This is a genomic window from Pantoea sp. SM3, assembly GCF_000963995.1.
Lineage (GTDB): Bacteria > Pseudomonadota > Gammaproteobacteria > Enterobacterales > Enterobacteriaceae > Pantoea > Pantoea rwandensis_B.
The window spans coordinates 40,390-55,735 of record NZ_JZRD01000009.1 but is presented as its reverse complement, the minus strand read 5'-3'; the positions used below and the strand labels follow the sequence as shown (position 1 = coordinate 55,735).

12 protein-coding genes are annotated in these 15,346 nt (G+C 55.0%); 9 read left to right on the top strand and 3 right to left on the bottom strand.

The features are described 5' to 3' along the window. Positions 1-41 precede the first annotated feature (41 nt). Positions 42-707 carry a phage shock protein PspA gene (gene pspA, locus VI01_RS06310; RefSeq protein ID WP_045814417.1) on the bottom strand — a complete coding sequence of 222 codons (666 nt, stop codon included), beginning with the start codon at positions 705-707 and terminating at the stop codon, positions 42-44. 163 nt (positions 708-870) lie between these two features. On the opposite strand from pspA, the gene pspF reads away from it, so the two are divergent. The 8 genes from pspF to VI01_RS06265 all read left to right on the top strand — a co-directional run bounded on the left by pspF (position 871) and on the right by VI01_RS06265 (position 10,017). After that, positions 871-1,869 (top strand): phage shock protein operon transcriptional activator, encoded by a 999-nt coding sequence (gene pspF / locus VI01_RS06305; protein ID WP_045814435.1) that lies wholly within the window; start codon positions 871-873, stop codon positions 1,867-1,869. Between the two features lie 541 nt (positions 1,870-2,410). Then, positions 2,411-4,033 carry an ABC transporter substrate-binding protein SapA gene (gene sapA, locus VI01_RS06295; RefSeq protein WP_045814415.1) on the top strand — a complete coding sequence of 541 codons (1,623 nt, stop codon included), beginning with the start codon at positions 2,411-2,413 and terminating at the stop codon, positions 4,031-4,033. Positions 4,034-4,035: 2 nt separating this feature from the next. After that, positions 4,036-5,001, top strand: a complete 966-nt coding sequence (gene sapB / locus VI01_RS06290; RefSeq protein ID WP_045814414.1) for a putrescine export ABC transporter permease SapB — start codon at positions 4,036-4,038, stop codon at positions 4,999-5,001. Continuing rightward, on the top strand, positions 4,988-5,878 hold the full coding sequence (gene sapC, locus VI01_RS06285) for a putrescine export ABC transporter permease SapC (RefSeq protein WP_045814413.1): 891 nt from the start codon (positions 4,988-4,990) through the stop codon (positions 5,876-5,878). Before sapB ends, sapC begins: the two co-directional genes overlap by 14 nt. Continuing rightward, positions 5,878-6,873, top strand: coding sequence for a putrescine export ABC transporter ATP-binding protein SapD (gene sapD / locus VI01_RS06280; protein WP_045814412.1), 996 nt, complete (start codon positions 5,878-5,880; stop codon positions 6,871-6,873). The genes sapC and sapD overlap by 1 nt, the downstream gene beginning before the upstream one ends. Positions 6,874-6,875: 2 nt before the next feature. Beyond that, complete coding sequence (gene sapF, locus VI01_RS06275) at positions 6,876-7,679, top strand: putrescine export ABC transporter ATP-binding protein SapF (protein WP_038650074.1); 804 nt, start codon at positions 6,876-6,878, stop codon at positions 7,677-7,679. Positions 7,680-7,819: 140 nt separating this feature from the next. Beyond that, positions 7,820-8,608 carry an enoyl-ACP reductase FabI gene (fabI, locus tag VI01_RS06270; protein ID WP_007892455.1) on the top strand — a complete coding sequence of 263 codons (789 nt, stop codon included), beginning with the start codon at positions 7,820-7,822 and terminating at the stop codon, positions 8,606-8,608. A gap of 287 nt (positions 8,609-8,895) precedes the next feature. Then, on the top strand, positions 8,896-10,017 hold the full coding sequence (locus tag VI01_RS06265; RefSeq protein WP_045814411.1) for an oxidoreductase: 1,122 nt from the start codon (positions 8,896-8,898) through the stop codon (positions 10,015-10,017). On the opposite strand, the gene VI01_RS06260 is transcribed toward VI01_RS06265, so the two are convergent. Together VI01_RS06260 and VI01_RS06255 are read right to left on the bottom strand one after the other, a co-directional pair. Further along, the gene (locus VI01_RS06260; RefSeq protein WP_045814434.1) at positions 10,014-10,910 is read right to left on the bottom strand and encodes a LysR family transcriptional regulator; all 897 of its coding nucleotides are present in this window, start codon (positions 10,908-10,910) and stop codon (positions 10,014-10,016) included. The two genes, VI01_RS06265 and VI01_RS06260, sit on opposite strands and share 4 nt — an antisense overlap. Positions 10,911-11,162: 252 nt before the next feature. Beyond that, the gene (locus VI01_RS06255) at positions 11,163-12,752 is read right to left on the bottom strand and encodes a PTS transporter subunit EIIC (protein ID WP_045814410.1); all 1,590 of its coding nucleotides are present in this window, start codon (positions 12,750-12,752) and stop codon (positions 11,163-11,165) included. Positions 12,753-13,000: 248 nt separating this feature from the next. On the opposite strand from VI01_RS06255, the gene VI01_RS06250 reads away from it, so the two are divergent. Then, positions 13,001-15,310: an FdhF/YdeP family oxidoreductase gene (locus VI01_RS06250; RefSeq protein ID WP_045814409.1), complete on the top strand. Its 2,310-nt coding sequence runs from the start codon at positions 13,001-13,003 to the stop codon at positions 15,308-15,310. The last annotated feature ends 36 nt before the right edge of the window (positions 15,311-15,346 follow it).

Sequence of the window (15,346 nt, the reverse complement as noted above, 5' to 3'; positions counted from 1 at the left end):
ACACCCTGGTCACGGGGCTCAGCGTAGAGCCCCACGCCCATTTACTCGCTGCGGTTCATTTTGGCTTTCAGCGCCGCCAGCTGCTGGCTGATTTCGTCGTCAGCTTTCAGCTCGGCGAACTCCTGGTCAAGACCTTTTGGCTTACCAAAACGCTGGCTTTCCGCTTCCGCTTCCATGTGGTCAATGCGGCGTTCGAACGATTCGAAGCGCGCCATGGCTTCATCCAGCTTGCCGCTGTCCAACTGACGGCGCACATCGCGGGATGAGGACGCTGCCTGATGACGCAGCATCAATGCCTGCTGGCGTGCGCGGGTTTCGCTGAGTTTATTCTCCAGCTCACCGATCTCACCTTTCATGCGATCTAATGTTTCTTCAACCTGAATGGCTTCTTGCTTGAGTGCTGCAATCAGATCGGTCAGTTTCTGTTTTTCAATCAGCGCAGAGCGCGCCAAATCTTCTTTTTCTTTGCTGATAGCCAACTCGGCTTTTTCCTGCCATTCAGCCTGCTGAACTTCGGCCTGCTCAATTCGGCGCAGCAACTGTTTCCTTTCTGCCAGCGCGCGCGCTGACGTGGAGCGAACTTCCACCAGCGTGTCTTCCATTTCCTGAATCATCAGGCGTACCAGTTTCTGCGGATCTTCGGCGCGTTCCAGCAGGGAATTGATGTTAGCGTTCACGATGTCGGCGAAACGAGAAAAAATACCCATAATGATGTTCCTCTGATTGTCATGTGGTTGTGCGGTGCACGGTTTCTTAATACAAATGGCGTGCCAACTTTTAATTTATTGATTTTACACAGTTTGCACATTTTACATTCGAGTAAGCATCCATTAATGTAGTGAAATTGATTAACCAGTGGCGAAATTCATCATGGCAAATGGCAGTGACAACCTGTTGGGCGAATCAAACAACTTTCTGGAGGTGCTGGAGCAGGTTTCCCGTCTCGCGCCGCTGGAAAAACCGGTATTGGTGATTGGCGAGCGAGGAACCGGTAAAGAGTTGATTGCCAGTCGCTTGCACTATCTCTCCGATCGCTGGCAAGGGCCTTTTGTGTCGCTTAACTGCGCGGCACTGAATGAAAACCTGCTGGATTCTGAACTGTTTGGCCACGAGGCCGGTGCGTTTACCGGCGCGCAAAAACGTCATCTTGGCCGCTTTGAGCGTGCTGACGCCGGCACATTATTCCTCGATGAGTTGGCGACCGCGCCGATGCTGGTGCAGGAGAAATTGCTACGCGTCATTGAATACGGTCAGCTGGAACGTGTGGGGGGCAATCAGTCCTTGCAGGTCAATGTGCGTCTGGTGTGTGCAACCAATGAAGATTTGCCCGCACTGGCTGCGGCAGGAAAATTCCGCGCGGATCTACTCGATCGTCTCGCCTTTGATGTGGTGCAACTCCCACCGTTACGCGAACGTCGCAGCGATATTCTGGTGATGGCCGAGCATTTTGCTATCCAGATGTGCCGCGAACTCGGCCTGCCGCTGTTTCCCGGCTTCAGCGAGCGCGCTCAGCTCACGCTACTCACCCACAGTTGGCCCGGTAATGTACGTGAATTGAAGAATGTGGTGGAACGCTCGGTGTATCGCCATCACAGCGCAGAGCAGGAACTGGATAATATCATCATCAACCCGTTCGCCCCGCGCAGCGCCGTGCCTGAAAGCCCCTCCGAACCCAACACCAGCGGCTTACCCGCCCTGCCACTCGATCTGCGCCAGTGGCAAAACCAGCAGGAGCGCGATTTGGTCGAAGCCAGCTTGCAACAGGCAAAATACAACCAACGCCGTGCCGCCGAGTTACTGCGGGTCACCTACCATCAATTACGCGCCATGATGAAAAAGCACGGCATCCAGGCACGTGATGAGGATTAGCCTAAAAAAAACGCAGTCTGGTGATTATCTGGGAGCACATCGTTGCTTCGCTGCTAACAGATAACTCACCACATCATGGTCTTACCTATCGAAGTGCTTTTAAAGACAGCTCAGGTGTGGGTTGGTTTTCCCGATAGCTTTTGTGCTGATGCAAGGCGGCAAGTGCGCTAATCCCCGGGAGCATACATCAGTATGTGACCGGGGTTAGCGCGCGCAGCTAACGCAGCAGCAGCGCAAAAGATGACGGGAAAAACGACACACAAAAAAAAGCCCGCATTAGATGCGGGCAACTTAATACTGGAAGCAATGTGAGCAATGTCGTGCTCTTCTTCAGTAGAGCCACCGTCGAAGCGCAGAAGAATAATAATCATTCTTATTATCATCTGTAAAGCCCTAATTGAGAATTTTTCTCATTTCCACACTAACATTGTGATTACCTCCTCGCCAGATTGGCGAAAAACAACGCAGAACCATCATGAATTTGGGGAGTGCGTGACGTTTGCGATACACTCACGCTATTGCCTCAGAATCGTTGAGTTCTATGCCAAAATTATTCTCCTCGCTGCTGCTCGGTCTCAGCGTATTGAGTGCGTCTGCGCTGGCCGCGCCAACCAATAACATCCGTAATAGCGGTTTTGTTTATTGCGTCAATGGCACGGTCAATACCTTTAACCCACAAATGGTCAGTAGCGGCCTTGTGGTGGATACGCTGGCGGCACAGCTCTATGACCGCCTGCTGGATGTGGACCCTTACACTTATCGCCTGATTCCTGACCTGGCACAGAGTTGGGAAGTGCGCGATAACGGCGCCACTTACCGTTTTCATCTGCGCAAAGATGTCTCTTTCCAGCACACCAACTGGTTTAAACCCACACGCAAAATGAATGCCGATGACGTGGTGTTCAGCTTTGCGCGCATGTTTGATCGCCAGCATCCGTGGCATAACGTCAACGGTGGCAGCTACCCCTATTTCGATAGTTTGCAGTTCTCTGACTCGGTACAAAGCGTTAAAAAACTCGACAACGACACGGTAGAAATCCGTCTCAATAGTCCGGATGCCTCTTTCCTCTGGCACATTGCTACGCATTACGCGCCGATATTGTCGCAGGAATACGCCGACAAGTTGACGGCGAAAGGCCAGCAGGAGCGCCTGGATCGCGAGCCGGTGGGCACCGGGCCGTTTCAGCTGAGCGAGTACCGTACCGGGCAATATCTGCGCCTGGCGCGTAATCCGCAGTACTGGAAAGGTGTGCCGCGGCTGCAACAGGTGGTGATCGATCTTGGCGTGGGTGGAACAGGACGTCTTTCGAAGTTGCTCACAGGTGAATGTGATGTGCTGGCTTATCCGGCGGCCAGCCAGCTCTCGATTTTGCGTGATGACCCGCGTCTGCGCATGACGCTGCGTCCTGGCATGAACATCGCCTATTTAGCGTTTAATACGCGTAAACCGCCACTGGATCGCCCGGAAGTGCGTCACGCGCTGGCACTGGCCATAAATAACGAACGCCTGATGGAATCGATCTATTACGGCACCGCTGAAACCGCCGCCTCCATTTTACCGCGAGCGTCCTGGGCGTATGATAATGATGCGCGGGTCACCGAATACAATCCGGCGAAAGCCCGTGAAGCGCTGAAAGCGCTCGGGCTGGAAGATCTGCACTTGCGACTGGTGGTGCCTACCACCTCACAATCCTGGAACCCCAGCCCACTGAAAACCGCTGAACTGCTGCAAGCCGATTTGGCTCAGGTTGGCGTGCGCGTCACCATCGCTCCGGTGGAGGGCCGTTTCCAGGAAGCGCAGTTGATGGCGATGAATCATGATCTGACGCTGACCGGCTGGGCGACAGACAGTAACGACCCGGATAGTTTCTTCCGGCCGCTGTTGAGCTGTGCAGCCATCCGCTCGCAAACCAACTTTGCGCACTGGTGTTCACCGGCCTTTGATGAATCATTGCAACGGGCGTTGTTGTCGCAGCAACTTTCGGCGCGCATCGACAGCTACGATCACGCGCAGCAAATTCTGGCACAGGAATTACCGGTGTTGCCGCTGGCGTCATCGTTGCGTTTACAGGCATATCGCCATGATATTAAAGGTCTGGTGCTCAGTCCGTTTGGGAATGCCTCGTTTGCCGGGGTTTACCGTGATGAGAGCAGCGAGGAATAAGCATGATTATCTATATACTGCGTCGCCTGCTGTTGTTGCTGATCACCCTGTTATTATTGTCACTGGTGAGTTTCAGTCTGAGCTACTTTACGCCGAATGCGCCGCTGGAAGGTGCCTCGCTGTTCGATGCATGGTGGTTCTGGTTTAGAGGCCTGCTGCAATTCGACTTCGGTGTTTCCAGCACCAACGGCCAGCTGATCGACCTGCAACTGCGCGAGGTGTTCCCCGCCACGCTAGAGCTTTGCATACTGGCCTTTATGCTGGCGCTGCTGGTGGGTATCCCGCTGGGAATTTGCGCGGGCGTGATGCGCAAAAAATGGCAGGATAAAGCCATCAGCGCACTGGCTCTGCTCGGCTTCTCGATGCCGGTGTTCTGGCTGGCACTGCTGTTCACCCTGTTCTTCTCCCTGACGCTGGGCTGGCTGCCGGTTTCCGGACGCTTTGATCTGCTCTACCCGGTACAAAACGTGACAGGCTTTGCACTGATTGATGCCTGGCTGAGCCCTTCACCGTGGCGCCATGAGATGTTGATGAGTGCCCTGACTCATATGATTTTGCCGGTGGTGGTACTGGCCGTCGCACCGACCACTGAGGTGATTCGTTTACTGCGCAGCAGCACCAGCGATGTGATGGATAAAAACTATGTGAAAGCGGCGGCCACGCGCGGATTATCTCGCTTCACCGTGATTCGCCGCCATGTACTGCACAACGCGCTGCCGCCCGTGATCCCGCGTCTGGGTTTACAGTTTTCCACCATGCTGACGCTGGCGATGATTACGGAAGTGGTGTTCAACTGGCCGGGCATTGGCCGCTGGTTGATCAACGCCATTCGTCAGCAGGATTATGCGGCCATCTCTGCAGGTGTGATGGTGGTAGGCGGTCTGGTGATTCTGGTCAGCGTGCTGTCAGATATTTTGGGTGCGGCGCTTAATCCGTTGAAACACAAGGAATGGTATGCCTTACGATAATATCTATGCAGAGAAGCGGCTGCCCAGCCCGTTTCGTCTGTTCTGGCAGCGTTTTTATCGTGATACCAGCGGCATGATCGGATTGTACGGCTTTGGTACCCTGCTATTCCTGTGCCTGTTTGGCGGCTTATTGTCGCCCTATGGCATCGATCAGCAGTTCCTCGGCTATCAGCTGTTGCCCCCTTCATGGTCGCGTTACGGGGATGTCTCCTTCTTCCTCGGTACCGATGATTTGGGCCGCGATGTATTGAGCCGCCTGCTGAGCGGCGTCGCGCCTACTGTCGGTTCGGCCATCATGGTGACGGTTTTAGCCGCGATTTGCGCCCTGATCCTGGGTGTGTTGGCTGGCGTTACCCACGGTTTGCGATCTGCGGTCATGAACCACGTGCTGGATACCTTGCTCTCCATCCCTTCGCTGCTGCTGGCAATCATTGTGGTGGCCTTTTTAGGCCCACGCCTTGAACACGCCATGCTGGCGGTATTGCTGGCGATCATTCCGCGCCTGGTGCGGGAGATCTATACTGCGGTACATAACGAGATGGAAAAAGAGTATGTGGTGGCGCTGCGTCTGGATGGCGCGCGCAATCTGAATATTCTGTGGAACGCCGTGCTGCCCAATGTCCTGCCGCTGCTGGTCGGGGAATTTACGCGTTCACTCTCCATGGCCATTCTCGACATTGCCGCACTCGGTTTCCTCGATTTAGGGGCACAGCTGCCCTCACCTGAATGGGGAGCGATGCTGGGCGATGCGCTGGAGCTGATTTATGTTGCGCCCTGGACCGTGATGCTGCCCGGCGTCGCGCTGATGGTCAGTGTGTTGATCGTTAACCTGCTGGGCGATGGCATCCGTCGCGCCGTAGAAGCGGGAGCTGAATAATGCCGTTACTGGATATTCGTAATCTCACTATCGAGTTCATGACCTCAGAAGGTCCGGTGAAAGCCGTTGATCGCATTAACCTGACGCTCAGTGAAGGTGAAGTGCGTGGGTTAGTGGGTGAGTCCGGCTCTGGCAAAAGCCTGATTGCGAAAGCGATTTGCGGCGTAACCAAAGATAACTGGCGCGTCACCGCCGATCGTATGGTGTTCGATGATATCGATTTGCTGCGTTTGTCGCCGCGCGAACGACGCCGCATTGTCGGCCATAACGTGTCGATGATTTTCCAGGAACCGCAATCCTGTCTGGATCCCTCTGAAAGCATCGGCCGCCAGTTGATGCAGGCGATCCCACGCTGGACTTTTAAAGGGCGCTGGTATCAGCGTTTGTGGTTCTGGCGCAAAGCGCGTGCCATCGAGCTGTTGCACCGCGTGGGCATTAAAGACCACAAAGACATCATGCGCAGTTTCCCGTATGAATTGACGGAAGGTGAATGCCAGAAAGTGATGATCGCCATTGCGCTGGCCAATCAGCCGCGTCTGCTGATCGCCGATGAGCCGACCAATGCTATGGAACCGACCACGCAGGCACAAATATTCCGCTTGTTGAGCCGACTCAACCAAAATAACAACACCACGATTTTGCTGATCAGTCATGACCTTCGCACCATGAGCCAGTGGGCGGATCGCATTAACGTGATGTACTGCGGACAGACCGTTGAAACCGCGCAGAGTGAAGATTTAATGGATACGCCGCACCATCCCTATACCCAGGCGCTGATCCGCGCAATGCCCGACTTTGGCAGTGCACTGCCGCATAAAAGCCGCCTGAACACACTGTCCGGTGCCATTCCTTCGCTTGAACATCTGCCGATTGGCTGTCGACTAGGGCCACGCTGTCCCTATGCGCAGCGTAAGTGTATTGAGACGCCGCGTCTCACCGGTACCAAATCGCATCTGTTTGCCTGTCACTTCCCGTTAAATGTTGAGGGGCAATGAGCATGGAAACCCTGCTGGAAGTGCGCAACCTGAGTAAAACCTATCGCTATCGCACCGGTCTGTTTCGCAGACAGCATGTTGAGGCGGTGAAAGGGGTAAGCTTCACCTTGCGTGAGAAGCAGACCTTGGCGGTCATTGGTGAGAACGGCTCAGGGAAATCCACGCTGGCGAAAATGTTGAGCGGCATGGTGGCCCCGACGGAAGGTGAGATGCTGATTGACGATCATCCGCTGGAGTATGGCGATTACGGTTATCGCAGTCAGCGTATTCGCATGATTTTTCAGGATCCATCGACCTCACTCAACCCGCGTCAGCGCGTCAGTCAGATTCTCGACTTTCCGCTGCGCCTGAATACCGATCTGGATGATGAAGCGCGGGAGAAGCGCATTATTGCCACGCTGCGTCAGGTGGGCTTGCTGCGCGATCACGCCGGTTACTATCCGCATATGCTGGCCCCCGGCCAGAAACAACGTCTGGCGCTGGCTCGCGCACTCATCCTGCAGCCGAAGGTCATTGTCGCGGATGAAGCGCTCGCCTCACTGGATATGACGATGCGTTCGCAGCTGGTGAATCTGATGCTGGAACTGCAGGAGAAGCACGGCATCGCCTATATTTATGTGACGCAACATATCGGCATGATGAAGCACATTAGCGATCAGGTACTGGTGATGCATCAGGGTGAAGTGGTGGAACGCGGCGGCACGGCTGATGTGTTGGCCTCGCCACTGCATGATCTCACAAAACGGCTGATCACCAGCCATTTTGGCGAAGCCTTAACCGCCGAAGCCTGGCGCAAAGTTCGTTGATTGTTCATCACATCGCGAAAACGCGGTGCGATTTACCGCATTTGAGAGAGACGTGCTAGAATCCGCACGTCGATTAACGTCGGTCGCCTACTATTTAATCATTGCGACCGCCAACAACAATGACCATAAGGATTACAGCTATGGGTTTTCTTTCCGGTAAGCGCATTCTGATTACTGGCGTTGCCAGTAAACTCTCCATTGCCTACGGTATTGCACAGGCGATGCACAAACAGGGCGCAGAACTGGCTTTCACCTACCAGAACGACAAATTGAAAAGTCGTGTGGAAGAGTTCGCTAAAGATTTGGGTTCTGACATTGTTCTGCCTTGCGATGTGGCAGAAGACGAGAGCATCACTGCGCTGTTCACCGAACTGGCAAAAACCTGGCCAAAATTTGACGGCTTTGTTCACTCAATTGGTTTCGCACCTGGCGATCAGCTGGATGGTGACTACGTGAACGCCGTGACCCGTGAAGGCTTCAAAATCGCTCACGACATCTCTGCCTACAGCTTCGTTGCGATGGCGAAAGAGTGCCGTGCGATGCTGAACCCGAATTCAGCCCTGTTGACCCTGTCTTATCTGGGTGCAGAGCGCGCGATCCCGAACTACAACGTGATGGGTCTGGCTAAAGCGTCTCTGGAAGCCAACGTGCGTTACATGGCGAACGCGATGGGTCCTGAAGGTACGCGTGTTAACGCCGTATCCGCGGGTCCAATCCGTACCCTGGCAGCTTCAGGCATCAAAGATTTCCGTAAGATGCTGGCTCACTGTGAAGCCGTTACCCCGATTCGCCGTACCGTCACCATCGAAGACGTAGGTAACTCTGCGGCCTTCCTGTGCTCTGATCTGGCGGGTGGTATCACCGGTGAAGTGGTTCACGTTGATGGCGGCTTCAGCATTGCCGCGATGAACGAGCTGGAACTGAAATAAGTTCTGAAGGCGAGCCTGGTGCTCGCCTTTTTTCTTAGCGAAGTCTCGGCTGTCCTGACCGATTTTCGCCCTGTTCACTTTCGCCTGACTGCTCCCGCAAACTCACCTCTTCCTGCTAGCTACCGCTTGAAATTTCAGGCGTATAGATTCATTCGATCTTAATTATTCCCCTTCATTCTTTTGCCACAGCCAGTGCTTCAGCGACGATAAGCTAGCCTTTTGGTGGCGATGCGCTTTTCAGATTTGCCCGTCGCGTACCCAGACCGTTTTTTGCGCAAGGAATGACCATGGAACAACGCCGTTCTCCCGGCCATGACCACTGGTTTTATGAAAGCCAGACTCGCCCGCACACCCAGGCCACCGCGCCATTAGTGCCCGAAGCCGCCTATCTCGAAGATCGGTTTTTATTAGGTCTGCAACAGGAAGCCACTGCTCTTCAGCCCCTGTTTACTCGCTTCCAGCCGGCGTTACTGGCCGCGCGCGATCTGAGCCAGATTTTGCTGCCGGATACGCTGAGCAACTCGCTCACGCATACCTTAACGCTCTACGATCGCCTCAGTACCGCGCTGACGGTGGCGCAGGTTGCCGGTGTGCAGCGCCTGTGTAATCACTACTCCGCGCGCCTCAATCCACTGCCGGGCCCGGATTCCTCCCGCGAGAGTAACAACCGCCTGACGCAAATCACCCAGTACGCGCGTCAGTTGGCGATGCAACCGGCACTGATCAATGCCACGGGTATCAGCGCCCTGGATGCCGTCGGGCTCACAGAGCCAGATATCGTCACTCTTAATCAACTGGTGGGATTCGTCAGCTATCAGGCGCGAGTCGTCGCTGCACTGCAGGCCATGATGGGCTTGCCGGTACGCTGGATACCCGGCGTATCACCACCCGCGGATGCCGATCCGGCGCTTTTTAACGAAGACACCGCATGGCAGCACGCGCTCAAACCGGTTGAGTTGCGCTATGCCAGTGCCGATCAACTGGCGGCGATAACCTTTTGTCAGGGCATCGAAGGATTAGAGGACGCGATTTGGTTGCTGGTGCATGACGCGCAGGCGCTGTATGGCTTGGCGACTTTGCAACAGCGCATCGGCGAACATCATGACGAGCAATCCGCGTTGGCGCTGGCAACCAGCGCGCGCATCCTGGGTTGTCAGCGCCCGTTCACGCGCCATGCCGCTAGCCAGCGCGAAGCGTTGCTTGCAGATGTCGATAAAGCGGGAGAAGTGCAGCCGGTGATTGGCGTTAGCGCTCAGCTGGTACGTATGCCAGAGCGCTTTAGCGCAGCACACCTGCAGCCATTGCTGAATGCGGGATGGGGAACCGAGCGCATTTTCACGCTGTTGCAGACAGTGGCGTTTGCCAGCTGGCAGGATCGGTTATGGATGGCGCTGGGTGAAACACGTTAATCCGGCAGATGGCGCCGCGCTTCGTCAAAGAAATGTTGAGCCAGCGGCGATGCCCTGCCCGGCTCAGCAATCACTAACGCGGCCTGGCGTCCCATGGGCGCCATCTCAATCGGCCTCCGCGCCAGATTTTGCAGCATCTCCGGCAGTAAATGTCCGCGCGGCGACACCATCACGCCTAATCCCACCTGCGCGCTCTGTAATAGCTGCATAATCGAGGCACTTTCCACAATCACTCGCGGTAACAAACCGGTTTCGCGTAGTTGGCTATCCACGTAACGACGGAAATAGCGCGTGGGTTCGGCAAGGCACAGCGGTTGCTGCGCCAGTTGCGAAAGTGAAACCGTTTCTTGTTGAAGTAAATCCGGGAAGTGCTGAGGATTAAAAATCGCCTCCACGCCGGGGTCTTTTAACAGCGCGGTCTGAAAGTGTAATTCTCGCAGAGCGGTGAGTTCGAAGAAGCCAATGCCACCGTCCACCGTATGGCTATTGAGTGCTTCCAGCAGTTGGTCCGCACTCATGGCGGAGACGCGATAATCCAGCTGCGGATAACGCGTTTCAACCGCTTTTAATAACGCCGGCAAGGCGACACTGCACTGTGGCATCACGCCCAGGCGCAGTGTGCCGTTGACGCCATGCTTCAGCGATTCGACTTCCAGCTTCAGGCCCGAGTAGACCGAAACGATCTCACGCGCCCAGGTCAGCACGCGTTCCCCTTCTGGCGTAAAGCCGTCAAAGTTATTGCTGCGGTTAATCAGCGATAAACCCAGCTCACGCTCAAGGTTTTTTAACCGCATGGATAAGGTCGGCTGGCTGACAAAACTGGCCTCTGCCGCGCGGCCAAAATGGCGCTCACGCTCTAAATTACAGAGATATATCAATTGCTTGATGTCGATTTTGGCATCCACCTTAAAGTCACGATCGCGCTATGGTAGCAAACCCGCACCGCTTTATCCTGTTAACGGCGCAAAAAGCACGAAGGCCGCCCTGCGGCAGCCTTCGATTGAAAGTTAATGCCCCACCCGGCGCTTATCTCCGGCACTCTTAATGGCTTAGCTCTTGAAGGGGCAAATGCATCTTCGCAAATTATGGCGAACTGGATTTAACATTGATTGCTCATTTTATTATTAGCCTGGTAACTAAATGTGTTACGCCACGCCTAATGCGCTTTTCACTTCGTTAGCAATTTTCTCCACCTGCGGACCATAAATCACCTGGACATCGTGCTCGCTGACACGGTTGATCCCGTTAGCGCCGGTGGTCAGCAGCGTTTGATCCACCACCTCTTTCATCTCTTTCACGCGCACCCGCAGGCGTGTGAAACAGCAATCGACGTCCTCTATATTGGCCTCGCCGCCCAACCCGCTGATGATCACCTGAGTGCGTTCATCCGCTGTCACCTGCGCGGTTTGCGGCTCCTCATCCGATTCTCGTCCAGGCGTTTCCACTCGCATGCGCGTGATGACAAAACGGAAGCCGTAGTAATAGATCGGTGCATATATCACCCCCAGCGCTACCGTCCACCACCATTGGGTTTTACTGCCGCCGAGAATACCGAACACCACCAGATCGATCGCGCCGCCCTGCACGTTACCGATCATTAAATGCAGCATCGACATCAGCATAAATGACAGGCCGGTCAACAACGCATGCAGGATATAAAGCACCGGTGACACAAAGATAAAACAGAACTCCAGCGGTTCAGTGATGCCGGTGGTGAAGGAGGTCAACGCACCTGCCATCACTAGCGCTTTGACCCGCTGTTTATGCTCCGGGCGCGCGGTGTGGTAGATCGCCAGCGCAGCCGCAGGTAAGCCGAACATCATCACCGGGATTTTACCCTGAGCCAGGAATTGGGTGGCGCTACGCACCGTCTCATCAGGTATAGCGCCCGGATTGGTGAGCGAAGTGTTGAAGATATTCAGTGCACCGACAATGGTTTGCCCGTCCACCGTCGCCATGCCACCGATGGGGGTGAAACGCACCGTTTCATTGAGGATATGGTGCAAACCCGTGGGGATAAGCAGGCGTTCGCCGGTTCCCAGCAGAAACGCGCCGTACTGGCCGCTTTTCCCAATCATCTTGCCGACCCAGGCAATGCCTTCGCCGATCGTGGGCCAGATCAGCGCCAGCAGCACGCCAATCAGCGGCAAAACGATAACGGTGACGATGGGTACAAAGCGCCGCCCGCCGAAAAAGCTAATCGCCGTCGGCAATTGTTGCGTGTAAAAGCGATTATGCAGTGCCACGGTGACCAGCCCGGCAATCACGCCGCCAAGCACACTCATGTTGTAAGTAAAGATGCCCAGCATTTCGATGTACTCTGCCGAGGTCATCATCGCCGTGGTTTGATCCAGACCTGCTTGCTGCAAGGCCTCTGGGGTAGTGGTAGCCGCCGTCAGCCCTTTGGCCGCCAGCGTAGCACTGATGCCCACATTCATCACGACATAGCCAATGACTGCCGCAAAAGCCGCAGTAGGCTTCTCCGCTTTCGCCAGACCAATGGCGCTGGCAACGGCGAAGAACACGGGCAGATTGGCAAATAAGGCCGCCGCCACTTTGCGGATAAAGCCAATAATCAGTTGTGGTACCTGCAGATGGGCAAAGGCATCGCCGGTGACCGCGGGGTTCTGCATCGCGGCAGCCAGGCCGAGAAAGATACCGGCAGCGGCAATAACGGAGATCGGCATCATTAATGCTTTACCGAAGGCATGAATTTGGCTGGCAAGATTCTTCATGGTGCGCGCCCTTTCATCGATGGAAAGAGCAATTATTAGCCAGTTATTGGATTCTCACGTCGCCGCCCGGTCCTGCCAGCGGGTAAAATTTGAACTGCATCACGCTTCTGCCAGCTTGAGCGCGATAGACGCCGCCTATCGCACCATTAAACCAATCAATTAGACAACTTTTGCTGTCAGTCGCACACTTTCCCACAACAGAAGTCATATTCTGATAACAATTCATAAACAATAAGCCTGCAACGACTATGAAATTTAAACGTAAAATTCAGCCTTATCGTGCCGCTGCTGGCGGCTGGGGCTCTTTGGAAGCAACCACCCGTTTCGTCCTTGATAGTAAAGCCGCCCTGAAAAACATGCGCAATTTGATGCGCATGAACAAAGCGCGTGGCTTTGACTGCCCAGGTTGTGCGTGGGGTGATGACAATAAAAGTACCTTCAGCTTCTGTGAGAACGGCGCCAAAGCGGTGACCTGGGAAGCGACCCGCCGCGTAGTGGAACCTGAATTCTTTGCCCAACACAGCGTGAGCACCCTGTATCAACAGAGCGACTATTTCCTGGAGTATCAGGGTCGCCTGACCCATCCGATGCGCTATAACAGCACCACCGATCACTATGAACCGATCAGCTGGGACGATGCGCTAGCGATGATTGCTCGTCATCTCAAGGCGATGGATCATCCCGACCAGATGGAACTTTATACTTCCGGGCGCGCCAGTAACGAAGCCTCATGGCTCTATCAACTGTTTGGCCGTGTGATGGGCACCAATAACTTCCCTGACTGTTCCAACATGTGCCATGAAGCCAGCGGTACCGGCTTGAAGCGCAGTATCGGCGTCGGGAAAGGCACCATTCGTCTCGATGATTTTGACCACGCCAATGCGATTTTCGTTATCGGTCAAAATCCGGGAACTAACCATCCACGTATGCTGCACAGCCTGCGCCACGCGGCCGATCACGGTGCGAAAATCGTGACATTCAACACGCTGCGCGAGCGCGGGTTGGAACGTTTTGCCGATCCGCAAAAACCGCTGGAAATCGTCACCTCTAAAGCCGGTACGATTAGTTCTGCCTATTACCAGCCCAATCTTGGCGGTGACATGGCGGCCATTCGCGGCATGGTGAAAACCCTGCTGGAAGTCCAGCGTGAGCGTCTGGCGGCCGGTGAACCGGGGATCTTCGACCAGGCGTTTATTGATGCTAATACCCATGGCATTGAGGGTTATCTGGCTGCCGTGGATAACACGCGCTGGGAAGATATCGTGCGTCAATCCGGACTGAGCGAAGCGCAGATTCGGGAAGCGGCAGCGATCTACCAGAGTGCTGAGCGCGTCATCATTACCTGGGCGATGGGTGTGACCCAGCATAAGCATTCTGTTGATACCGTACGTGAAATCACCAACCTGCAACTGCTGTTTGGCCAACTGGGTAAAAAAGGCGCCGGCCTGTGTCCAGTGCGCGGCCACAGTAACGTGCAGGGTAACCGCACCATGGGTATCGATGAGAAACCCAATAAGCCATTCCTCGATGCACTGGGCGCACATTTCGGTTTTGAACCGCCGCGTGAACACGGCCATAACACCGTTGAAGCACTCAGCGCGATGTTGCGTGATGAAGTGAAAGTGCTGATCGCCCTGGGTGGCAATCTTGCTGCTGCTGCACCCGACTCACCGGTGACAGAGGAAGCATTGCAGCATTGCGGTCTGACCGTGCACATCAGCACCAAACTCAATCGCAGCCATTTAGTGCCGGGCCACGAGGGGTTGATTCTGCCAACGCTGGGCCGTACAGAGCGCGATCGTCAGGCCAGCGGTAACCAGTTCATCACCGTTGAGGACTCTTTCAGCATGGTGCATGCCTCAGAAGGTGTGGGCATTCCATTGGCAGACACCCAACGCTCCGAAACGGCGATTGTGGCAGGCATTGCACACGCCACGCTGGGCAGTGACAAGATTGACTGGCTGGGCATGGCCGATGATTACAATGTGATCCGCGATCACATCGGCGCCACCATTCCAGGCTTTGCCGACTTCAATAACAAATGCGATATTCCGGGCGGGTTCTATCTCGGTAGCGCGGCGGCAGAGTTGCGTTTCAATACGCCAAGTCAACGGGCGGAATTCAGCGCGGCGGCCTTGCCCGCTTCACTGTTCCCGCAGTTGGGTAATGATGTCGAAGTGCCGTTCACACTGCAGACCCTGCGTTCACATGACCAGTACAACACCACGATTTACGGCCTCGATGACCGTTATCGCGGTGTCTATGGCCAGCGTGAAGTGGTGTTTATCCACCCGGATGATATGGCGTCACTTGGCTTTAGTGAAGGCCAGTTAGTGGATATCGAAACGCTGTGGAATGATGGCCTGACGCGCCGTGTCAGTGGCTTTAAGCTGGTGCCGTATAACATTCCGCGTGGTAATCTCGCGGCCTATTATCCGGAAACCAACCCACTGGTGCCGCTCTCCAGCTACGGTGATGGCAGCGGGACACCGACCTCGAAATCGATACCGGTCAAACTGGCGTTAACCGCTGCCGTACCGACCCAACGTATCGCCTGAGTCCTCAGCGTTATCAGAAGGTAAAAAGCCGCGTAA